Annotated in this window: 20 protein-coding genes and 1 pseudogene; 12 read left to right on the forward strand and 9 right to left on the reverse strand. The window is 72.7% G+C overall.

Annotated features, from left to right (window positions below):
* The 4 genes and pseudogenes from M8J74_RS16830 to M8J74_RS16845 all read left to right on the forward strand — a co-directional run.
* The coding region (locus tag M8J74_RS16830) for an ATP-dependent 6-phosphofructokinase (protein WP_249837186.1) at positions 1-707 on the forward strand (707 nt) is incomplete at its 5' end.
* 2 nt (positions 708-709) lie between these two features.
* Positions 710-1,489 (forward strand): inositol monophosphatase family protein, encoded by a 780-nt coding sequence (locus M8J74_RS16835; RefSeq protein WP_249837187.1) that lies wholly within the window; start codon positions 710-712, stop codon positions 1,487-1,489.
* 90 nt (positions 1,490-1,579) lie between these two features.
* Positions 1,580-2,530 (forward strand): cytochrome c oxidase assembly protein, encoded by a 951-nt coding sequence (locus M8J74_RS16840; protein ID WP_249837188.1) that lies wholly within the window; start codon positions 1,580-1,582, stop codon positions 2,528-2,530.
* Positions 2,531-2,616: 86 nt separating this feature from the next.
* Positions 2,617-3,501: pseudogene (locus M8J74_RS16845) on the forward strand (DUF6777 domain-containing protein); the annotation flags it as partial.
* A 32-nt stretch (positions 3,502-3,533) separates the two neighbouring features.
* Here the strand turns inward: M8J74_RS16845 and M8J74_RS44835 are convergent.
* A complete protein-coding gene (locus tag M8J74_RS44835) occupies positions 3,534-3,941 on the reverse strand; it encodes a hypothetical protein (RefSeq protein ID WP_308406056.1) in 408 nt (135 codons plus the stop codon).
* A gap of 32 nt (positions 3,942-3,973) precedes the next feature.
* On the opposite strand from M8J74_RS44835, the gene M8J74_RS16850 reads away from it, so the two are divergent.
* Together M8J74_RS16850 and M8J74_RS16855 are read left to right on the forward strand one after the other, a co-directional pair.
* Positions 3,974-5,809 (forward strand): serine/threonine-protein kinase, encoded by a 1,836-nt coding sequence (locus tag M8J74_RS16850; protein WP_249837190.1) that lies wholly within the window; start codon positions 3,974-3,976, stop codon positions 5,807-5,809.
* Between the two features lie 13 nt (positions 5,810-5,822).
* Positions 5,823-5,996: a hypothetical protein gene (locus M8J74_RS16855; RefSeq protein ID WP_242777128.1), complete on the forward strand. Its 174-nt coding sequence runs from the start codon at positions 5,823-5,825 to the stop codon at positions 5,994-5,996.
* A gap of 3 nt (positions 5,997-5,999) precedes the next feature.
* Here M8J74_RS16855 and M8J74_RS16860 read toward each other — a convergent pair whose 3' ends face one another.
* From M8J74_RS16860 to M8J74_RS16875, 4 genes are read right to left on the reverse strand one after another with little or no spacing between them, the layout of a single operon-like run.
* On the reverse strand, positions 6,000-7,277 hold the full coding sequence (locus tag M8J74_RS16860; protein ID WP_249837191.1) for a sensor histidine kinase: 1,278 nt from the start codon (positions 7,275-7,277) through the stop codon (positions 6,000-6,002).
* A complete protein-coding gene (locus M8J74_RS16865; RefSeq protein WP_249837192.1) occupies positions 7,274-8,986 on the reverse strand; it encodes a sodium/solute symporter in 1,713 nt (570 codons plus the stop codon). Before M8J74_RS16865 ends, M8J74_RS16860 begins: the two co-directional genes overlap by 4 nt.
* On the reverse strand, positions 8,983-9,345 hold the full coding sequence (locus M8J74_RS16870; protein ID WP_058926752.1) for a hypothetical protein: 363 nt from the start codon (positions 9,343-9,345) through the stop codon (positions 8,983-8,985). Before M8J74_RS16870 ends, M8J74_RS16865 begins: the two co-directional genes overlap by 4 nt.
* A 3-nt stretch (positions 9,346-9,348) precedes the next feature.
* Complete coding sequence (locus M8J74_RS16875) at positions 9,349-10,098, reverse strand: LytR/AlgR family response regulator transcription factor (RefSeq protein ID WP_058926751.1); 750 nt, start codon at positions 10,096-10,098, stop codon at positions 9,349-9,351.
* A 78-nt stretch (positions 10,099-10,176) separates the two neighbouring features.
* Here M8J74_RS16875 and M8J74_RS16880 point away from each other — a divergent pair, with 78 nt between their 5' ends.
* The 5 genes from M8J74_RS16880 (at position 10,177) to M8J74_RS16900 (ending at position 16,793) form a co-directional block, all read left to right on the forward strand.
* Positions 10,177-10,662, forward strand: coding sequence for an Lrp/AsnC family transcriptional regulator (locus M8J74_RS16880; RefSeq protein ID WP_058926750.1), 486 nt, complete (start codon positions 10,177-10,179; stop codon positions 10,660-10,662).
* Positions 10,663-10,815: 153 nt separating this feature from the next.
* Complete coding sequence (gene ddaH, locus M8J74_RS16885) at positions 10,816-11,628, forward strand: dimethylargininase (protein WP_249837193.1); 813 nt, start codon at positions 10,816-10,818, stop codon at positions 11,626-11,628.
* The gene (rocD, locus tag M8J74_RS16890) at positions 11,625-12,851 is read left to right on the forward strand and encodes an ornithine--oxo-acid transaminase (protein ID WP_283948245.1); all 1,227 of its coding nucleotides are present in this window, start codon (positions 11,625-11,627) and stop codon (positions 12,849-12,851) included. The genes ddaH and rocD overlap by 4 nt, the downstream gene beginning before the upstream one ends.
* Before the next feature lie 176 nt (positions 12,852-13,027).
* A complete protein-coding gene (locus tag M8J74_RS16895; protein WP_249837194.1) occupies positions 13,028-15,493 on the forward strand; it encodes a SpoIIE family protein phosphatase in 2,466 nt (821 codons plus the stop codon).
* 70 nt (positions 15,494-15,563) lie between these two features.
* Positions 15,564-16,793, forward strand: a complete 1,230-nt coding sequence (locus M8J74_RS16900) for a PP2C family protein-serine/threonine phosphatase (RefSeq protein ID WP_249837195.1) — start codon at positions 15,564-15,566, stop codon at positions 16,791-16,793.
* Positions 16,794-16,808: 15 nt separating this feature from the next.
* On the opposite strand, the gene M8J74_RS16905 is transcribed toward M8J74_RS16900, so the two are convergent.
* Positions 16,809-17,549, reverse strand: coding sequence for a class I SAM-dependent DNA methyltransferase (locus tag M8J74_RS16905; protein WP_249837196.1), 741 nt, complete (start codon positions 17,547-17,549; stop codon positions 16,809-16,811).
* A 258-nt stretch (positions 17,550-17,807) separates the two neighbouring features.
* Here M8J74_RS16905 and M8J74_RS16910 point away from each other — a divergent pair, with 258 nt between their 5' ends.
* A complete protein-coding gene (locus M8J74_RS16910) occupies positions 17,808-18,533 on the forward strand; it encodes a lysophospholipid acyltransferase family protein (protein WP_058926744.1) in 726 nt (241 codons plus the stop codon).
* 66 nt (positions 18,534-18,599) lie between these two features.
* Here M8J74_RS16910 and M8J74_RS16915 read toward each other — a convergent pair whose 3' ends face one another.
* From M8J74_RS16915 to ureG, 3 genes are all read right to left on the reverse strand, one after another.
* Positions 18,600-20,198, reverse strand: coding sequence for an alpha/beta hydrolase (locus M8J74_RS16915; protein WP_249837197.1), 1,599 nt, complete (start codon positions 20,196-20,198; stop codon positions 18,600-18,602).
* 130 nt (positions 20,199-20,328) lie between these two features.
* On the reverse strand, positions 20,329-21,084 hold the full coding sequence (locus tag M8J74_RS16920; protein ID WP_249837207.1) for an urease accessory protein UreD: 756 nt from the start codon (positions 21,082-21,084) through the stop codon (positions 20,329-20,331).
* 2 nt (positions 21,085-21,086) lie between these two features.
* Positions 21,087-21,764 (reverse strand): urease accessory protein UreG, encoded by a 678-nt coding sequence (gene ureG, locus M8J74_RS16925; RefSeq protein ID WP_249837198.1) that lies wholly within the window; start codon positions 21,762-21,764, stop codon positions 21,087-21,089.
* Positions 21,765-21,776: the final 12 nt, after the last annotated feature.

Below are 21,776 nucleotides of genomic sequence, written 5' to 3' on the forward strand. Positions count from 1 at the left end.
AGGCGGCCCGGCTGATGTACGACAACGGCCTGCCCATCGTCGGGGTCCCCAAGACCATCGACAACGACATCGCCGTCACGGACGTCACCTTCGGCTTCGACACGGCCGTGGGCGTGGCGACCGAGGCACTGGACCGGCTGAAGACCACCGCCGAGTCCCACCAGCGGGTGCTGGTCGTGGAGGTCATGGGCCGGCACACCGGCTGGATCGCCCTGCACTCCGGCATGGCGGCCGGCGCGCACGCCATCGTCGTCCCCGAGCGGCCCTTCGACATCGAGGAGCTGGCCGCCCGGGTGGGCGCCCGCTTCGACCAGGGCAAGCGGTTCGCCATCGTGGTCGCCGCGGAGGGCGCCAAGCCGCGCGCCGGGACCATGGACTTCGACGAGGGCGGCAAGGACATCTACGGGCACGAGCGGTTCGCCGGCATCGCCCGCCAGCTGTCCATCGAGCTGGAGGAGCGCCTCGGCAAGGAGGCCCGCCCGGTGATCCTCGGTCACGTCCAGCGCGGCGGCACGCCGACGGCGTACGACCGGGTGCTGGCCACGCGGTTCGGCTGGCACGCGGTGGAGGCCGCGCACCGGGGCGAGTTCGGCAACATGACCGCGCTGCGCGGCACCGACATCGTGATGGTGTCGCTGGCCGAGGCGGTCGAGACGCTGAAGACGGTGCCGGCGGAGCGCTACGACGAGGCGGAGTGCGTCCTTTAGACATGGAGCGGGAACTCGCGATCGCCACGGAGCTCGCCGAGTGGGCCGCGGAGCGCATCCGCCGGCCCCGCGGCACGGACGAGGTGCGCGAGAAGGCCTCCCCGGCCGACATCGTGACGGACACGGACGAGGCGGTGGAGAGGCACGTCCGTGCCGTGCTGCGCCGGGAGTTCCCGCATCACGGCATCGAGGGCGAGGAGTACGGCGTCCACGAGGGCGCGCCCGGCGCCCCGCACTGGGTGATCGACCCGGTGGACGGCACGACGAACTACGCGCACGGCATCGGCTGGTGCTCGTTCTCCCTCGGCCTCGCCACGGCACAGGGCGAGCCGCTGCTGGGCGTGGTGGCCGACCCGTGGCGCGGCGAGGTCTTCTCGGCCGTCAAGGGCGGCGGCGCCCGTCTCAACGGCCGGCCGATCCACGCCGCGGCCCACGACACCCTGACCGGCCACGCGTTCCTCACGGAGTGGGCGGCCCACGCCCACTGGCCCGGCATGGACGACCTGCTGCGGGAGCTGGCGTCCCGCCACTGCACGGTACGGATCATGGGGTCCACGGCCCTGTCCCTGGTGCAGGTGGCGGCGGGCCGGGCCGTCGCGGCGGCCATCGGCGCGTACCACCCGGTGGACGCCCTGCCGCCGCTGCTGATCGCGACGGAGGCGGGCGCGGTGGCGGTACCGCGGCTTCCCGCCTACGACACCCCGCTGCTGCTCGTCGCCCCGCAGGCGGCGCCCGAGGCCACGGCCCTGTGGGAGAAGTGGGTGCCGCACCGGGACGGGTGAGGGGCGGCCCCGGTCGCGGGGGCGTTCCCGGGCAGTTCTAGTCTGTCTGCGGACACACTTGCACAACCCCCACGAATCAGGAGCCGGCCGATGGATCACAGCGGGCACGGCATGACCATGGACCTGCCGCCGTTCACGCTGGGACGCGGGCTGGAATGGTCCGCGGACCCGTTCTTCCTCGTCGCCTGCCTGCTGGGACTGGCGCTGTACGGCTGGGGTGTCGTACGGCTGCGGCGGCGCGGGGACAGCTGGCCGGTGGGCCGGACCGTCTCGTTCGTCACCGGCGTGCTGACCATCGGGCTGGTGATGTGCACCGCCCTCAACGACTACGGCATGGTCATGTTCAGCGTGCACATGGTGCAGCACATGATCATCAGCATGCTGTCGCCGATCCTGATCCTGCTGGGCGCCCCCGTCACCCTCGCCCTGCGCGCGCTGCCCACCGCGGGCAAGGGCCGCAAGGGGCCGCGCGAACTGCTGCTGATGCTGCTGCACAGCCGCTACATGCGGATCATCACGCACCCCGCGTTCACCATTCCGCTGTTCATCGCGAGCCTCTACGCCCTGTACTTCACGCCGCTCTTCGACTTCCTGATGAGCTCGAGGACCGGGCACGTCGCGATGATGGTGCACTTCCTCGCCGTCGGGGTCGTGTTCTTCTGGCCGATCATCGGCGTGGACCCGGGCCCGCACCGGCCGGGCTATCTGATGCGGATGCTGGAGCTGTTCGCGGGCATGCCCTTCCACGCGTTCTTCGGCATCGCCTTGATGATGGCGTCGACGCCGATGGTCGAGACGTTCAAGAACCCGCCGGCCTCCCTGGGCATCGACGCCCTGTCCGACCAGACCGCGGCCGGCGGCATCGCCTGGGCCTTCAGCGAGGTGCCGTCCGTCCTGGTGCTCCTCGCCCTGCTGTTCCAGTGGTACAGCTCCGAACAGCGGCAGGCCAAACGCAAGGACCGGGCCGCCGACCGGGACGGCGACAAGGAACTCGAGGCCTACAACGCCTATTTGGCCTCATTGAACGCACGCGGAAACTGAAAGGCTTCGCCGTTCGGCGGCTTTCAGTAGCATGAGGCGTCAGGGGGAAACCGCCGGGGGGAGCGGTGATGACGTTTCGCGCAATGATGCAAAGGGCCGGGAATTCGGCGATCCGCAGGATCGCCGTCCTCCTCGTCCTCGTCCTCGTCCTCGCGGTCGCCGGCTGTGATCGCGGCACGCCGCTGACACTGGTGCGGGCGGTCGCGGCGGGCGCTCCCGCCCTCGCGCCGTTCTTCGACGAGCACCGCGGCCTGGGCCACGACCAGGAGATACGCGCGGCGGCCGGGCGCGGCAGCCTGCAACAGGGAGACACGCCCGGCCTGTACGGCGGCACGCGGCGGACGAGTGTCTGCGACGTCGACAGGCTCAAGGCCTTTCTCACAAACCCCGCCCATCACCGGAAGGCACAGGCGTGGGCGGACGCGCTCGGCATCACCACCGATCGGATTCCGGGATATCTGGACCGGCTCACTCCCGTCCTCCTGCGTCACGACACTCTCGTACGGAATCACGACTACAAAAAGGGAAAGGCCGTTCCTTTCGACTCTCTGCTGCAGGCGGGAATCGCCGTTCTCGTCGACGAACAGGGACTTCCGGCGGTGAAGTGTTCGTGCGGAAATCCGCTGCGGCCTTTCACCGGTGACACGAACCGCATTTCCGTCAGGTTCGGAAAGGGCAGCCGGGAGTGGCGGGGATACGAGCGTTCCTCCGTGGTGGCGGTGCGGCCGGCGCCCCACAGGCTGCGGCAGCTCGCCCTGGTCGACGTGACCGACCCCGCCCGCGGACTCGCCCGGCCGGTGGGCACGACGGGCGCCCACGACACGTCCTTCGACGCGGGCACGCCCCGTACGGTGCCCGATCTGACCGGAACGACGTTCGCCGAGGCGAGCCGGCTGCTGACCGGGCGGGGGCTGGCCGTCGGCTACGCCGGGAAGACGCGGCCCGCCGACGACGCGCCGGTCACGGCCTCTGATCCGCCGGCGGGGACGCGACTGCGGTTCGGTCAGTACGTGACCCTGAGCACCAGCGACGGGACCTCGTCGGCCCCGGGCACCTCCGGGACGCCGACCGCTCCCCCGCCGACCTCGCCGTCCGCAACACCCTCGTCACCCTCGTCACCGTCCTCGCCGTCCAGGACGTCCAAAGCCCCGCCGCCGCCGTCCTCACCCCACTCGTCCGCACCGCCGTCGTCCTCTCCCCCTTCGTCCTCGCCGCCGCCGTCCTCCGCTCCGGCGAAGCGCAGCGCACCACCTCCACCGCCGCCCAGCGCCCCGGTGACCACGAGTGCGCCGCCCCCGTCGAGCGCACCGGTCACCACCAGCGCGCCCCCTCCGAGCAGCGCGCCCGTCACCACCAGCGCCCCCGCCGCGAGCGAGCCCGCTTCCTCGGGGCCCGCGTCGAGCGCGATCACGTAGTGCCCCCGCACAACCCGGGAGTCACCGGATGCCTTCAGGATCACCGACGTCGGGAGTGGGCCGGGTCATCGCCGGCCGTTACCTGCTGCTGAACCGCCTCGGCAGCGGCGGCATGGGCCATGTGTGGCTCGCCCACGACCAGAGACTCGCGTGCGAGGTGGCGCTCAAGGAGATCGTCTTCCGCGAGCCGGAACCCACGGGCGAGGAGCGGGAGGCCCGGGTGGCGCGGGCGCGGGCCGAGGCCCGGTACGCGGCGGGCCTGCGCGGCCACCCGCACGTGGTCACGGTGCACGACGTCCTGGAGCACGAGGGGCTGCCGTGGATCGTCATGGAGTACGTGGCGGGCGCCACCGATCTGCGCGGTCTGGTCGAGCGGCGCGGCCCCCTCGCGCCCGCTGAGTGTGCTCGCGTCGGCCTCGCCGTCCTCGACGCGCTGAACTCCGGGCACGAGCGCGGCGTGATGCACCGGGACGTGAAGCCGGCGAACATCCTGCTGGCGCCGGACCGCACCGGGGCGCCCTACGGCCGCGTCCTGCTCACCGACTACGGCATCTCGGTGCGGCCCGACGCCGGGGAGACCCGGTACACGCTGGCGTCGGTGCTGGTGGGGACGTCCGGCTACCTGGCGCCGGAGCGGGCCACGGGCGGTCCGCCGACGCCGGCCGCCGACCTGTTCTCGCTGGGCTGCACCCTGTACTTCGCCGTCGAGGGCCAGGGACCCTTCGAGCGGGACTCGAACCTGGCCGAGGTCACCGCGGTGGTGATGGAGGAGCCGCGTCCGCCCGTGCGGGCCGGCGCGCTGGGCCCCGTGCTGCGGAGCCTGCTGGAGAAGGATCCCGGGCGGCGGCCGTCGGCGTCGCAGGCCGAGGCGGCGCTGTCCGACGTCGTGACGCCGCGGGCCGAGCCGTACGCCCGGACCAGGACCGATCTCGGCTCGCAGCCGCCGTGGGCGGCCGTCGCACCCGCGCCGTCCCCGCCGGCCCCCGCGCCGGACGGCTTCGGGCCCGTCGTGGTGTCCCCGTCCGCTCCCCGGCACCGGCGGGAGGTCCCCCACGTCCTGCGCGCCGTCCTCGCCGCCTCCCTCGGCCTGCTGCTCGCGCTGGGCGGCGTCTGGTACGCCATGGCCCACCAGGGCGGCGGAGGCGCTGCGGGGAAGGCGCTGCCGTACGGCTCGGCGGTCGGGCTGGCGCGGCCGCTGCGGGACGGTGACTGCGTGCTCGCGGACTGGCCGGGCGCCCGCTTCAGCGGCACGCCCCGGCTGCGGCTCGATCCCTCCTGCGGCGCCCGGGTGCCGGACGGGCAGGTCATGGCGTTCGCCGCGGCGGCCTCGGCGGCCGAGGCCCGCGAGAAGGGGCCGGCGCGGTGCGCGGAGCGGACCCAGGAGATCCGGGAGCGGCTGGCGGACGTTCGCAGCCTCGCCGTCGTGCCGACCGGGGCCGGTTTCGAGGCGGCGGGGCGGCGGACGGCCTGTCTGGTGCTGGGCGCGCACGGGCCCGTGTACGGGCCGCTGGGCGCCCACCGCGGCCTCGGCTCGCCCTTCACCGACACGGCGAACATGCAGCGCAGGGACTGTCTGCGGACCCGTTCCGGCCGGGACGCCGACCTGGTCTCCTGCTCCGGCCCGCACGACGAGCAGGTGCTCGGTTTCACCCGGCTCGGCAAGGACGTCACGCTCGGCGAGGCCCGTACGGAGTCCGACGCGGCCTGCGCGAAGGACGTGCCGCCGCGCGACTACGGCTTCGACCCGTCGGTCTACACGTCCGGGTCCTGGACCAGCCAGGGACCGTGGAAGTCGGGCACGCATTTCGTCGTGTGCACCGTGCGGAAGCAGAACGGGGGCACCATGGAGGGGGACGAATCCTGAGGAGGGTGTCGCGATGCCCGGTTCCACGGACGGTTCTACCAAGGCAATGGGGGTGCTCACCGTCGGCGGTCTCGTCGTGGTGACCGCCTACACGGTGGCGCTCGGCAGCAACGGCTGGCTGTGGTTCGGCTGGGTCGTGCTGGGGCTGCTCACCCTGGGGATGATCGCCACCCGCAGCAGCGCGTGAGGCTCACTCCCCGGAGAGGTCGTCGGCGAAGTCACCGGCGAACCCCCCGGCGAAGTCCCCCGGGAGCTCCTGGGTGATCCGCCCCGCCGAGTGCACGCCCGGCTGGTACTTGGGCAGCCGGGCGGTGACCTTCATGCCCGCGCCCACGGCGGTCTCGATGACGAGCCCGTAGTCGTCGCCGTAGACCTGCCGGAGCCGGTCGTCGACGTTGGACAGCCCGATGCCGCCGGAGGGGCTGACCTCGCCGGCGAGGATGCGGCGCAGCACCACCGGGTCCATGCCGACGCCGTCGTCCTCGATGACGACCAGCGCCTCGGCGCCGGCGTCCTGCGCGGTGATGGAGATGCGGCACTTGCCCCCGGCGGAGACGGCCCCGCCCTCCAGCCCGTGCTTGACGGCGTTCTCGACGAGCGGCTGCAGGCACAGGAAGGGCAGGGTGACCGGCAGCACCTCGGGGGCGATCTGCAGGGTGACGGAGAGCCGGTCGCCGAAGCGGGCCCGCACCAGCGCCAAGTAGTGGTCGATGGCATGGAGTTCGTCGGCGAGGGTGGTGAAGTCGCCGTGCCGGCGGAACGAGTAGCGGGTGAAGTCGGCGAACTCCAGGAGCAGTTCGCGGGCGCGTTCGGGGTCGGTGCGGACGAACGAGGCGATCACCGCCAGCGAGTTGAAGATGAAGTGCGGGGAGATCTGGGCGCGCAGCGCCTTGATCTCGGCCTCGATCAGGCGGGTGCGGGACTGGTCGAGGTCGGCCAGTTCGAGCTGGACGCTGACCCAGCGGGCGACCTCCCCGGCGGCGCGGACCAGCACGGCGGACTCGCGGGGCGCGCAGGCCACCAGGGCGCCGTGCACCCGGTCGTCGACGGTGAGGGGGGCGACCACCGCCCAGCGCACGGGGCAGTCGGGGTGCCCGCAGTGGAGGCGGAAGGCCTCGCCGCGGCCGGTCTCCAGGGCGCCCGCGAGCCGTTCCATGATCTGCGTGCGGTGGTGGGCTCCCACGCCGTCCCAGACCAGGACGTCCTTCTGGTCGGTCAGGCACAGCGCGTCGGTGCCCAGCAGCGAGCGCAGCCGGCGGGCCGACTTGCGGGCGGTCTCCTCCGTCAGGCCCGCGCGCAGCGGGGGCGCGGCGAGCGAGGCGGTGTGCAGGGTCTGGAAGGTGGCGTGCTCGACCGGGGTGCCGAGGCCGCCGAGGCTCTCGGGCCGGGTGGTGCGCCGGCCCAGCCAGAAGCCGGCCGCCAGCAGCGGGAGCGCCGCCACGCACAGGCCGGCCAGGAAGCCGCTCACGCCTTCACCTCCGCCCGCAGTTCCTCCGGCAGATGGAACCGCGCCAGGATCGCCTCCGTGCCGGTCGGCACCCGGCCGGGCGTGGCCAGGGACACCAGCACCATGGTGAGGAAGCCCAGCGGCACCGACCAGAGCGCCGGCCAGGCCAGCAGGGCGTGCAGCGGGCCCGTGCCGGGGAAGCCGGCCATCGTCGCGGCCACCGCCACGAACGCCGAGCCGCCTCCGACGAGCATCCCGGCCGCCGCGCCGGGCGGGGTCAGCCGCTGCCACCAGATGCCGAGCACGAGCAGCGGGCAGAACGAGGACGCGGAGACGGCGAAGGCGAGGCCCACCGCGTCGGCCACCGGCAGCCCGCCGACCAGCAGGCTGGCGGCGAGCGGTACGACCATGGCGAGCACGGTGCCGAGCCGGAAGTGCCGCACGCCGCGGGTCGGCAGGACGTCCTGGGTGAGGACGCCGGCGACGGCCATGGTCAGTCCGGACGCCGTCGACAGGAACGCGGCGAAGGCGCCGCCCGCCACCAGCGCGCCGAGCAGGTCGCCGCCGACGCCGCCGATCATGCGGTCGGGGAGCAGCAGGACGGCCGCGTCCGCGTTCCCGCTGAGGGCGAGTTCGGGGGTGTAGAGGCGGCCGAGGGCGCCGTAGAGGGGCGGCAGGAGGTAGAAGGCGCCGATCAGGCCGAGGACGGCGACCGTGGTGCGGCGGGCGGCGACGCCGTGCGGGCTGGTGTAGAAGCGGACGACGACGTGCGGCAGGCCCATGGTGCCGAGGAAGGTGGCGAGGATCAGTCCGTAGGTGGCGTACAAGGGGCGTTCCTCGCGGCCGGAGGCGAGGGAGGTGGACATGCCGCCGTTGGTGCCGGGTTCGGCGGAGGGGACGGCGGTGCCCTCGGCGAAGGTGAGCCGGGTGCCCCGTTCGATGCGGTGGGTGCCGGCGGCGAGCCGTACACGTCCGCCGTCGTGCGGGGAGCCGTCGACGGTGCCGGTCACGGTGACGGTCAAGGGCCGTTCGAGCCGGAGGTCGAGGCCGGCGGCGACGCGCACGGAGCGCTGTTCGCGGAAGGTCGGCGGTTCCGCGAAGGCGTGGTGGGGCGCTCCGTCGCTCTGCCAGGCCAGGGCCAGGAAGAGGGCGGGGACGAGCAGGGCGGTGAGCTTGAGCCAGTACTGGAAGGCCTGCACGAAGGTGATGCTGCGCATGCCTCCGGCGGCGACGGTCGCCACCACGACGACGGCGACGATGACCCCGCCGAGCCCGTCGGGGGCGCCGGTGAGGACGGTGAGGGTCAGGCCCGCGCCCTGGAGCTGGGGCAGCAGGTAGAGCCAGCCGACGCCGACGACGAAGGCCCCGGCCAGCCGCCGTACGCCGTAGGAGGCGAGGCGGGCCTCGGCGAAGTCGGGCAGCGTGTAGGCGCCGGAGCGGCGCAGCGGGGCGGCGACGAACAGCAGCAGCACCAGGTAGCCGGCGGTGTAGCCCACCGGGTACCAGAGCATGTCCGGGCCCTGGATCAGGACCAGTCCCGCGATGCCCAGGAAGGAGGCGGCGGAGAGGTACTCGCCGCTGATGGCGGCCGCGTTGAGGCGGGGGCCGACGGTGCGGGAGGCGACGTAGAAGTCCGAGGTGGTGCGCGAGACGCGCAGGCCGAAGGCGCCGACGAGGACGGTCGCCACGACCACCAGGGCCACCGCCGGAACGGCGTAGCCGGAGTTCACCGGTCCTCGACGAGCCGGACGAAGTCCCGCTCGTTGCGCTCGGCGCGGCGGACGTACCACAGGGCGAGCAGCACGAGGGGGGCGTACAGGCAGAAGCCGAGGATGCCCCACTGCAGGCGGTGCGCGTCGGGCATGGCGGCGAAGACCAGCGGCAGCGGGCCGATCAGCAGGCCGAGGACCGCGAACACGGCGAGGGCGGCGCGCAGTTGGGTGCGCATGAGGGAGCGGACGTAGGTGTGGCCGAGGGTGGTCTGCTCGTCGATCTCGGTGCGCGGCCGGTAGTAGCCGGAGACGCGCCGGGTGCGGCGGGGCGGGCCGGTGACGACGACACGGCGTTCGGTGGGGTCCTGGCTGGGCACGTGCTACGGCCTCCTCATCAGCAGGTCCCGCAGCTCGCGTGCGTGGCGGCGGCTGACCTGCAGTTCCTCGCCGCCGACGAGGACGCTGACCGTGCCCGCGTCCAGGCGGAGCTCGCCTATGTGGCGCAGGGCGACCAGATGGCGGCGGTGGATGCGGACGAAGCCGCGGGCGCGCCAGCGGTCCTCCAGGGTGGACAGCGGGATGCGGACGAGGTGGCTGCCCTTGTCGGTGTGCAGGCGGGCGTAGTCGCCCTGGGCCTCGACGTGGGTGATGTCGTCGACGGCGACGAAGCGGGTGACGCCGCCGAGTTCGACGGGGATGTGGTCGGGGTCGGGTTCGTGGACGGGGATGCGCGGGGTGTTGCCGGTGAGTTCGGCGGCCCGGCGGATCGCCTCGGCGAGGCGTTCCTTGCGGACGGGCTTGAGGACGTAGTCGACGGCCTTGAGGTCGAAGGCCTGGACGGCGAAGTCCTCGTGGGCGGTGACGAACACGACCAGCGGCGGCTGGGCGAACCCGGTCAGCAGCCGGGCCAGGTCCAGCCCGTCGAGGCCGGGCATCTGGATGTCGAGGAAGACGACGTCGATCGCCTCGGGGCCGCCGGGGCCGGACTGCAGCGCCCGGTTGATGCGGCGCAGCGCCTCGGTCGCGTCGCCGGCGCCCTCGGCGCTGCCGATGCGGGGGTCGGCGTTGAGCAGGTAGAGCAGTTCCTCCAGCGAGGGGCGTTCGTCGTCGACGGCGAGGGCGCGCAGCATGAACCCGGAGTGTAGGAGGAATCCGCACGGGTGGACATGTGCCGGGGTGTGGACGTTCGCGCTGGATACAGTGCCGACATGAACAGCAGGCCCGCCCCGTTCGACGAGCTCGACCGGAAGATCGTCACCGCCCTGATGGCGAACGCGCGCACCAGTTTCGCGGAGATCGGCTCGGCCGTCGGGCTGTCGGCGACGGCGGTGAAGCGGCGGGTGGACCGGCTGCGCGAGAGCGGTGTGATCACCGGGTTCACGGCGACGGTCCGGCCGTCGGCGCTGGGCTGGCGCACGGAGGCGTACGTCGAGGTGTACTGCGAGGGGGCGGCGCCGCCGCGGCGGCTGGCGGAGGTGGTGCGCAACCATCCGGAGATCACCGCGGCGATGACGGTGACGGGTGGGGCGGACGCGCTGCTGCACGTGCGGGCGCGGGACGTCGAGCACTTCGAGGAGGTGCTGGAGCGCATCCGCGTGGAGCCGTTCATCCGGAAGACGATCAGCGTGATGGTGCTGTCCCATCTGCTCCCGGAAAGCCCGGAAGCGGGCGCGACCCAGGCCGCGCCCGAATAAACATTCGTCCACGCAGCAGCCCTGCTTCTCACCGGCCAAAGACGCAGCATTCCTGCGCGGACACGCAATTATCGTTTCTTGTCGCCCGTCTCGGTCACTTCCTACCTTGGTGTCAACCCTCAGTCGACACCAAGGAAGCGGAGGAACCCCTCTGTGTCCGACTCCCGTGTGCCGCGCCGGCGGCGGTACCTCGTCTGCGAACCCAGACACTTCGCCGTGCAGTACGCGATCAACCCCTGGATGCAACCCGACGTCCGCGTCGACGTCGATCTCGCCCACCAGCAGTGGCAGGCGCTGATCGGCGCCTACCGGGCCCACGGCCACGACGTCGACACCGTGGAGCCCGCCCCCGGCCTGCCGGACATGGTGTTCGCCGCGAACTCGGCGGTCGTCGTGGACGGCCGCGTCTTCGGCTCCTTCTTCCACGCGCCCGAGCGGCGCCCGGAGTCCACGCACTACGACACCTGGTTCAAGACGGCCGGTTTCGACGTGCACCGCCCGGAGTCCGTCTGCGAGGGCGAGGGCGACCTGGTGTGGACGGGCCGGTACGTGCTGGCCGGCCACGGCTTCCGCACCACCCGTGAGGCGCACCGCGAGGTGCAGGAGTTCTTCGGCCACCCGGTGATCAGCCTGACACTGGTGGACCCGCGCTTCTATCATTTGGACACGGCACTGTTCGTCCTGGACGACGACAACGTCTCGTACTACCCGGAGGCGTTCTCGCCGGGCAGCCGCGAAGTGCTGGCGCGGCTGTTCCCGGACGCCGTGCTCGCCACCCTCGACGACGCGCTGGCCTTCGGCCTCAACTCCGTCTCCGACGGCCGTCACGTCTTCATCGCGCCCCAGGCCGAGGCGCTCACCACCGCCCTCGCCGACCGCGGCTACGTCCCCGTGCCTGTCGACCTGTCCGAGTTCCGCAAGGCAGGCGGCGGCATCAAGTGCTGCACCCAGGAGATCCGTTCATGACCGCTCCCGTCGACATGCGTTCGTCCGCCGAGCTGATCCGCGCCGAGGAACCGGTCCTGGCGCACAACTACCACCCGCTGCCCGTGGTCGTCGCGCGCGCCGAGGGCACCTGGGTGGAGGACGTCGAGGGCCGCCGCTACCTGGACATGCTGGCCGGCTACTCGGCCCTGAACTTCGGCCACCGCCACCCGGCGCTGATCGAGGCCGCCCACCGCCAGCTGGACCGGCTGACCCTGACCTCCCGCGCCTTCCACAACGACCGGCTGGCCGAGTTCGCCGAACGGCTGGCGGGGCTGACCGGCATGGACATGGTGCTGCCGATGAACACCGGCGCCGAGGCGGTGGAGTCCGGCATCAAGGTGGCCCGCAAGTGGGCCTACGACGTCAAGGGCGTCCCCGCCGACCGGGCCACGATCGTCGTCGCCGCGGAGAACTTCCACGGCCGTACGACGACGATCGTCGGCTTCTCCACGGACGAGACCGCCCGCGCGGGCTTCGGCCCGTTCGCACCGGGCTTCCGGATCGTGCCGTACAACGACCTGGCCGCGCTGGAGGCGGCGGTCGACGACACGACGGCCGCGGTGCTGATCGAGCCCATCCAGGGCGAGGCGGGCGTCATCATCCCCGACGACGGCTATCTGGCCGGCGTACGGGAGCTGACCCGCCGCACGGGCTGCCTCTTCGTCGCCGACGAGATCCAGTCGGGCCTCGGCCGCACCGGCCGCACCCTGGCCGTCGAGCACGAGTCGGTCGTCCCCGACCTCGTGCTCCTCGGCAAGGCGCTGGGCGGCGGCATCGTGCCGGTCTCCGCGGTGGTCGGCCGCCGGGACGTGCTCGGGGTACTGCATCCGGGCGAGCACGGCTCCACGTTCGGCGGCAACCCGCTGGCCGCGGCCATCGGCACCGCGGTGGTCGACCTGCTGGAGACCGGCGAGTTCCAGCGCCGCGCCACGGAACTGGGCGTGGTCCTGCGCGGCGGACTCTCCAGACTGCTGGGCAAGGGCGTCGTCGGCTTCCGGGCGCGGGGGCTGTGGGCGGGCGTCGACATCGATCCTGCCATCGGCACCGGCCGCGAGGTCAGCGCCCGGCTCATGCGCAAGGGCGTCCTGGTCAAGGACACGCACGGCTCGACGATCCGGCTGGCGCCGCCGCTGACGATCACCGGCGAGGAGCTGGAGGGCGCGCTGGGCACACTGGCGGAGGTGCTGACCGAGGGTTCCTGACCCGGGCACGCCCCTGGGGACGGCCGGTCCCGGAGAGCCCCTCGGGGCCCGGGCCCGTGCCGTCCGCACGGCTTCGCGGGATCGGGGCGCGCGCCGTCCGGTCGGCCGGTTTCGTGCGAAGGGTGAAGACTGGGTCAAGAGGTGGTAGACCACTGTCAGCGACAGAGAGGTCGGCCGTGGGCACGCAAGAGGAGCAGGACGCTGCGGGGCAGCGCTTCGACGTGGCCGATGCCGCGCCCCTGCTGCTCGACGCCCAGGGCGTGGTCCGCAGCTGGACACGGGACGCCGAGCGGCTGCTGGCCTACACGCCCGCCGAGGTCGTGGGCGGTTCGGTGGCCGGCCTGCTGGTCCCCGACGACGCCGCCCGGGTGCCGGAACTGGTCGAGCGATGCCGCAGGGAGGGCGGCTGGGCCGGGCTGCTGACCGCCCGGCGCAAGGGCGGGCGGGCGGTGCGGGTGATGACGCGGATCACCCCGGCGATGGAGCCCGGCGGCGCGCCGCGCTGGCTGGTGCTGCTCTCCGACGTGACGGCCGGGGCCCGCGGCTGGGACATGAGCCGCACGGTGCTGGAGCAGATGGTGACCGGCTCCCCGGTCGGCATAGCGATCGTCGACGCCGATCTGCGGTGCGTCTGGTCGAACGCGGCCCTGGAGAAGTTCGGCGGCGGCTCGGCCGCCCAGCGGCTCGGGCGGCGGCTGGCGGAGATCCAGCCGGGCATCGACTCCGAGAGCATCGAGGCCCAGATGCGCCGCGCGCTGGAGACCGGGCGGCCGGTCGTCGGGTACGAGCATGTGGGCCAGGTGCGCTCGGCACCGCACCGGGAGACGGCGCACATGATGTCGTTCACCCGTCTCGAGGACGACCGCGGCCACCCGATGGGCGTCTACTACACCGTCGTCGACATCACCGACAAGCACCGGGCCCGCAGCCGCCTCGCCCTGCTCGACCGGGCCGGCGAGCAGATCGGCCGCACTCTGGACATCATGCGGACCGCCCAGGAACTGGCCGACGTGGCCGTACCGGGGTTCGCCGACTACGTCTGCGTCGACCTGCTGGAGTCGGTGCTGCGCGGAGCGGAACCCCCGGCGGGGCCGCCCGTCGACACGGAGCTGGTGCCGCTGCGCCGGGCCGGGCAGCAGTCGGTGAACCCCGGGGTGCCGGAAGCCGTCGTGGCCATCGGCGAGGTGGCCACGTACCTGGCGGGCTCGCCGCCCGTCCGCTGCCTGACCACGGGCCACTCCTGGCGCGAGGAGCGGCTGGACCCGCTCGCCAAGGAGTGGGCGACCGACATACCGGGCGGCCGGGAGGCGACCTTCCTGGAGCTGGGCCTGCACACCGTGGTGATCGTGCCGGTGCGCGCGCGGGGCGTCACCCTCGGCGTCACCACCTTCTTCCGGCGCGGACGGCAGGAGCCCTTCGACGCGGACGACCTGTCGCTGGCGGAGGACCTGGTGTCCCGGGCGGCGGTCTGCGTGGACAACGCCCGCCGCTACACCCGGGAGCGGAACGCGGCCCTGGTGCTGCAGCGCAGCCTGCTGCCGCACCGGCTGCCCGAACAGGACGCGGTGGAGGTCGCCGCCTGCTACCGGCCGGCCGACGAGCTGACCGGCCTCGGCGGCGACTGGTACGACCTCATCCCGCTGTCCGGCGCCCGCGTCGCCCTGGTCGTCGGCGAGGTGCCCGGTCACGGCATCGACGCCGCCGCGGCCATGGGGAGGCTGCGCACCGCCGTGCGCACTCTCGCCGCTCTCGACCTGCCGCCGGCCGAGGTTCTCGCGCACCTGGACGACCTGGTGGCGCGCACGGCCCGGGAGGAGGGCGTCGACCCGGACGCGCCGGACGCCGTCGACGTCCAGGTCACCGGGTCCGGCTGTCTCTACGTCGTCTACGACCCCGTGGACGGACAGTGCACGATGGCCGCCGCCGGCCATCCCGCGCCCGCCGTCGTGCTGCCCGACGGCTCCGTCGGCTTCGTCGACCTGCCGCAGGGGTCCACGCTCGGCTCGGGCGGCCCGCCCTTCGAGGCGGTCGAACTGGTCCTGGCCGAGGGCAGCACACTCGCCCTGCACACCGACGGACTGCTCGCCCGCGAGGACGAGGAGTGGTCCCTCGACGGCGACCGCGACCGGCTGCGCCGGGCCCTGGAGCGGGCCGCGCCCTCGCTGGACCTGCGCTGCCGCACCGTGGTGGACGCGCTGATGCCGGCCCGGCCGCACGACGACGTGGCGCTGCTGATGGCCCGCACCCGGGTGCTGGGCGCCGACCAGGTCGCCGACTGGGACCTGCCCGCCGATCCGGCGGTCGTCGCCGACGCCCGCAAGGAGGCCGCCCGGCAGCTGACCGAGTGGGGCCTGGAAGACCTGGTGTTCACGACGGAGCTGGTGGTGAGCGAGCTGGTCACCAACGCGATCCGGCACTCCCAGGGCCCCATCCGGCTCCGGCTGATCAGGGAGCGGGCGCTGGTCTGCGAGGTCTGCGACGGCGGTGCCACCGCACCCCACCTGCGCCATCCGCGCACCACCGACGAGGGAGGCCGCGGCCTGCTGCTGGTCTCCCAGTTCACGGACCGCTGGGGAACCCGCTTCGTGCCCGAGGGCAAGGTCATCTGGGCCGAGCAGTCGCTGGACGGTCCCCCGGGCTGACCGACGGGATCCGGGCCCCTTTCGCTTGCGTGAAGAAAACAGTGCAGAACCCGGCGGTGAGGCGGAAGCCATGAACGATGCGGCTATCGACTATGCGGGGGTGTTCCAGTGCCTGCCGGGGATGGTGGCCCTGCTGACGCCCGACCTGGTGTACGCGGACGCCAACGAGGAGTTTCTGCGGGTGTCCGGCCGCCGGCGCGACCAGGTGGTCGGGCGGTACCTCTTCGACGTCTTCCCGGACAACCCGAAGGACCCCGCCGCCTCGGGCATGCGCAACCTGGCGGCCTCGCTGCAGCGGGTGCTGGACACCGGCGAACGTGACGCGATGGCCTTGCAGCGCTACGACGTGGAGGATCCCGAACGTCCCGGGGAGTGGCAGGAGCGCTACTGGAGCCCGGTCAACGCCCCGGTGCTCGACGGGGACGGCAAGGTGGTGCTGCTCGTGCACCGCGTGGAGGAGGTCACCGAGCTGATCAAGGCCCGCGGCGGCCCGAGCGGCAGCCGGGCGCGGGTCCTTGAGGCCGAGCTCTACACCCGTGCCAGGGAACTGCAGGAGCTCAACGAGCGGCTGCGCCAGTCCCACGCCCGGGAGCGCGAGGTCGCCCTCGCCCTGCAGGAGGCGATGCTGCCCGCCTCCCGGCAGGTCGGCGACCGCCGGGCCGCCGTGCGCTACCGGCCCGCGATCGGCGCCCTGAACGTGTGCGGGGACTGGTACGACATCGTCGACCTGGTCGGCGGCCACCGCATCGGCGTGTCGGTCGGCGACGTGGTCGGCCACGGGCTGGCCGCCGCCGGGGTCATGGGCCAGCTGCGCAGCGCCCTGAGCGCCGCCTCACGCGTCGCGGCGGGCCCCGCCGAGGCGCTGAACGTCCTGGGCCGGTACGCGCACGTCGTCGACGGCGCCGAGTCGGCCACCGCCGTCACCACGTTCATCGACTTCGACGCGCACACCATCGGCTACAGCAGCGCCGGCCACCCCCCGCCCGTCCTGGTGCACGCCGACGGCCGGGTGGAGTTCCTCGACCAGGCCACCGACCCGCCGCTCGACGCGAGACCCGACCCGATGCCGCGGCCCCAGGCGTTCACGACCTACACGGCGGGCGCCACCCTCGCCCTGTACACCGACGGTCTGGTCGAGCGCCGCCGTGAGGACATCGGAACCGGCCTCACCCGCCTCGCGGAGTCCCTCGCCCGCCACCGCGACCTGGACGCCGAGTCCCTGGCGGACGTGGTCCTGCTGGAGCTGCTGCCGCCGGGCGGCGCGACCGACGACACGGCGCTGGTGATCGTGCGGCTGTGAGAGGCGCGGCGCCGGTCATCCGGTGGGCTTCTCCCACACCGAGACATGTCTCGGGCTGTCACCGGTGAAGGGCGTGCCCGTCCAGTCCTCCCAGCGGTCGCGCAGCTTGAGTCCGGCCAGCCGCGCCATCAGGTCCAGCTCGGCCGGCCACACGTACCGGAACGGGATGGACCAGTGCTCGGCGCGTCCGTCGACGACGGTGACGTAGTTCGAGCTCATGGCCTGGGTGGCGAGGTCGTAGGTGTCGAAGGCCCACTTGGTCTCGCCGATGTGGAACGGCACGGCGTTCTGCCCGGGCGGCAGCTTGCGCAGTTCGGGCACCATCACCTCGACGGCGAAGCAGCCGCCGGGTCCGAGGTGCCGGGCGACGTTGCGGAAGCACTCCACCTGGGCGTCCTGCGTGGTCAGGTTCATGATCGTGTTGAAGACCAGGTAGGCGACGGAGAACTCGCCGTCCACCCGGGCCGTGGCGAAGTCCCCGATCGTCACTCCGACGGCCGAACCGCCCTCCTTGGCGCGCAGCCGGTCCACCATCGCGCGGGACAGGTCGATGCCGTGCACCGGCACGCCGCGGCGGGCCAGGGGCAGCGCGATCCGGCCGGTGCCGATCCCCAGTTCGAGCGCCCTGCCGTCGCCGGCCAGCCCCGCCAGTACGTCGACCGCCGGGCCGACGGCCTCGGGGCGGAACATGTCGGCCGCCGAGTCGTCGTAGCCGGCCGCGATCTCTTCTCCGAAGTAGCCGTCGTCGTCGAGCATTTGGGGACCGTACCGCCGGAGGCCCGGTCGGCGCGCGGGGTTTTTCCCGGGAAGATCACGCCAAACCCGTGCGATCGACTTGCCTCGTGTCGATCAGTGACACGAGGCTGGTCGGGCAGGCGTTCCCCGCGGGCGACACGGCGTCCGTCATGTTCCGGCGGACTGCGCCTGCACATACACTGGCAGCCCCACGACACGCCGGTTGACCTGCTGGAACGCGGCGGCCGAGGCGATCCGCCGGAGTGAGGAGCGTCCCCTTTGTTCTACTACGTGCTCAAATACGTGTTGCTGGGACCCCCGCTGAGACTGTTCTTCCGGCCCCGCATCGAGGGCCTCGAACACGTCCCGGACGAAGGCCCCGCCATCATCGCGGGCAATCACCTGTCCTTCTCGGACCACTTCCTGATGCCGGCCATGCTCAAGCGCCGCATCACCTTCCTGGCGAAGAAGGAGTACTTCACCGGTCCCGGCCTCAAGGGCCGGCTCACCGCGGCCTTCTTCCGCAGCGCCGGGCAGATCCCGGTCGACCGCACCGGCAAGGAGGCGGGCCAGGCCGCCATCCGCGAGGGCCTGGGCGTGCTGCGCAAGAACGAACTGCTCGGCATCTACCCCGAGGGCACCCGCTCGCACGACGGCCGGCTGTACAAGGGCAAGGTCGGCGTGGCGGTGATGGCGCTCAAGGCACAGGTCCCGGTCATCCCGTGCGCGATGATCGGCACCTTCGAGGCGCAGCCGCCCGGCAAGGTCATCCCCAACTTCCACCCGGTCGTCATCCGCTTCGGCAAGCCCCTCGACTTCTCCCGCTACGCCGGCATGGAGAACGAGAAGGCGATCCTGCGCGCCGTCACCGACGAGATCATGTACGCGATCCTGTCGCTCTCGGAGCAGGAGTACGTCGACGAGTACGCGGCCGTCGCGAAGGCGCAGGAGACGGAGACGAAGGGCGCCAAGGAGCGCAAGTTCCCGCGCGCGCCGCTGAGTTGACCCCGGGGACATGAAGACAGGGGCGGCCGGAGGAGTTCCGGCCGCCCCTTGCCGTGTGGCCGGTGGCTACGGCTTGGGCGTGGCGTGCGGGGTGCAGGTCACGTCGGCGCCGTCCAGCTGGCCGGTGAGCAGGTAGGAGTCCACCCGCTGGTTGATGCACGGGTTGAGCAGACCGGTCACACCGTGCGAGCCCGCGTCCTTCTCGGTGATCAGGCGGGAGCCCTTGAAGCGGTGGTGCAGTTCGACGGCGCCGTCATAGGGGGTGGCGGCGTCGTTCGTGGACTGCACGATCATGACCGGCGGCAGACCCTTGCGGGTCTTGACGTTCACGGGCGTCTGCTGCTTGACCGGCCAGGTGGCGCACGGCAGGTTCATCCAGGCGTTGGCCCACGTCATGAACGGGTAGTTCTTGTTCAGCGCGGTGTTGTCGCGGTCCCACTTCTTCCAGCTGGTGGGCCACTTGGCGTCGGTGCACTCGACGGCCGTGTAGACGGCGTTGCCGTTCTCCGCGGATATGTTGCCCGCGGTGTCCGACATGTCGGGGGCGGCGGCGTCGATCAGCGCCTGGGTGTCCCCGGCGACGTACTTGCTGAAGACCGTCGCGATCGGCACCCACGAGGAGTCGTAGTACGGGGCGCTCTGGAAGAAGGAGATCAGCTCGGCCGGGCCGACGACCCCGCCGATGGGGCTCTTCTTGGCGGTGGCGCGCAGCTGGAGCCACTTGGCCTGGACGGCGTCGCGGGTGGTGCCGAGGTGGAAGGCGGCGTCGTTGGCGGCGACCCAGTCCTCCCAGTCCTTCCAGCGGCCCTCGAAGGCGACGTCCTGGTCCAGGTTGGCCTGGTACCAGATCTTGTCGCGCGAGGGGTTGACGACGCTGTCCACGATCATGCGGCGCAGGTGGCCCGGGAACATCGTGCCGTAGACGGCGCCGATGTAGGTGCCGTAGGAGACGCCCAGGTAGTTGAGCTTCTTCTCGCCGAGCGCGGCACGGATGACGTCCAGGTCGCGCACGGTGTTGGGCGTGGTCATCTGCTGGAGCATCGCCTTGCCGGTGCGCTCGGCGCAGCCCTCGGCGTACTCGCGGGCCAGCTTGCGCTGGGCCGTCTTGTCGGCCTCGCTGTCCGGCACCGGGTCCATCTTGGGCGCCTTGACGAACTCCTGCGGGTCGATGCAGGAGATGGGCGCCGAGTGGCCGACGCCGCGCGGGTCGAAGCCCACGAAGTCGTAGGCCTTGGCCGCGTTGGCCCAGATCGGGTTCTTGTTGGTGACGCGGGTCGGGAAGCGCATGCCGGACCCGCCCGGGCCGCCCGGGTTGTAGACGAGGGCGCCCTGGCGCTCCTCCTTGGTCCCCGTGTTGGCGATGCGGTCGACGGCGAGCTTGAGCTGCTTGCCGTACGGGTGCGCGTAGTCGAGCGGGACGCTGACCCAGCCGCACTGGATGGGCTTGGCGAAGCCCCAGTCGGCGGGGCAGTCCTGCCAGTCGATGCCTGCCTTCGCGGCACGCTCGGCGGCGATGGCGGCGCCCCGGGCCTCGCGGTCCTGCCCGTGCCCCGCGCTCGCGCTGGCGGTGGGCACCGCGGCGGCCCCGGCCATCAGCGTCGCCGTCACGAGCACTCCGGCCGAACCGAGCGCCGTGGTACGCCTCTTCGGTCTGTTGCCCCTCAAGTGGGACCTCCCCCTTCATCTGTTCGATTGACAGAGGGATCCTTGCGGCTGTGTGCTGCCTGAGAACAGGGGCTGTTGACCTTCTTTACCATTCCGATAAACGGAGAGGCGCGTCCCGCTCAGCGGAACGTCACGCGTCCAGGCCGGCCAGCGCCTCGTCCAGCACGCGGCGCAGCCGCAGCGCGTCCTCGGCCACGGCGCTCACAAGCACGGCGGGCCCGGCCAGCGGCGCGAGCACGGCCGTCTCCCCCAGCACCCGGGCCGGCACCGGTTCCTTCGCGAACTCCGGGCGTACGACGACCAGTTGCCCCACCGCCCGGTACCCGCCCAGCACGGCGGGACCGTCCCAGCCCCCCGGCGCCCCGGGGCCGCACCCGAGCTCCTGATCGAGCACGGTCCGCCCGGCGACCCGAACGGTCAGACGGCTGCCGAGCCTGCCGGGTTCCTCCCCCACCCGCCCGAGCACCTGCTCCTCGCGCAGCACGAGCCGCGCGCCGGCGCCTGCCTCGACGCGGGTGACGACCCGCAGATCACTGCCGCCGGCACAGATCAACTGCTCCGGCAGCCAGCGCAGTTCACCGCCGTCGGCCACGTCAAGGCGGACGTCGTACCGCGCCTCCCCCTTGACCTGTCCGGGCAGCGCGATGGTGGCGGCGGCGGACCCGACCCGCAACCGGGCCCCGTCACCCACACCGCACTCGATGCGGAAACGGTCCCCGCCGAGCGGCCCGCTCATCGCCCCGACGAGCATCACGCGGGCCTCGTGACCGCTCCCCCGGGTCCGCCGCAGGGCGAGCGGCCCGTCCCCCTCCAGCACGGGCAGCGAGGTGCCGCCCCGCCCGTCCGCCGTCGCCCGGATGCGTGCGGTGGCCCGCACCCCGCCCATGCTCACGCCGTCCAGGCGGCGAGCCGCGCCCGCACCCACGCGGCCACCTCCCGCACGCCGCTCTCGCTCCTCAGCGACTGCAGGACGACGGGCAGTTCGGCGCGCTGCGCCTTCGCGTCGGCGGCCATCCGCGCAAGGTCCGAGCCCACGTAGGGCGCCAGGTCCGTCTTGTTGACGACGAGCAGATCGGCGGTGGTCACGCCCGGACCGCCCTTGCGCGGGATGTCGTCGCCGCCCGCCACGTCGATGACGAAGATCTGCGCGTCGACGAGCCCCTTGGAGAAGGTCGCGGTGAGGTTGTCACCGCCGGACTCGACCAGGATCAGGTCCAGCGGCCCGACCTCGTCCTCCAGATCCTCGACGGCCTCCAGGTTCGCGGAGATGTCGTCCCGGATGGCGGTGTGCGGACAGGCGCCCGTCTCCACGGCGGCGATCCGCTCGGGCGGCAGCACGGCCTCCCGCAGCAGGAAGTCGGCGTCCTCCCGGGTGTAGATGTCGTTGGTGACGACGGCCAGGGACAACTCCTCGCGCAGCGCCCGGCACAGGGCGGCGACGGTAGCCGTCTTCCCGGAGCCGACGGGACCGCCGAGCCCGATCCGCAGGGCCCGCCGCGACCCGTCGGGGCGGCGGGCGTCGGCGCTGACGGCACGGGGGCCGTCGTGGGAGTGGTCGAGGTGCATGGGGTGACTCCT

The organism is Streptomyces panaciradicis (genome assembly GCF_023516615.1).
Taxonomy (GTDB): domain Bacteria; phylum Actinomycetota; class Actinomycetes; order Streptomycetales; family Streptomycetaceae; genus Streptomyces; species Streptomyces panaciradicis.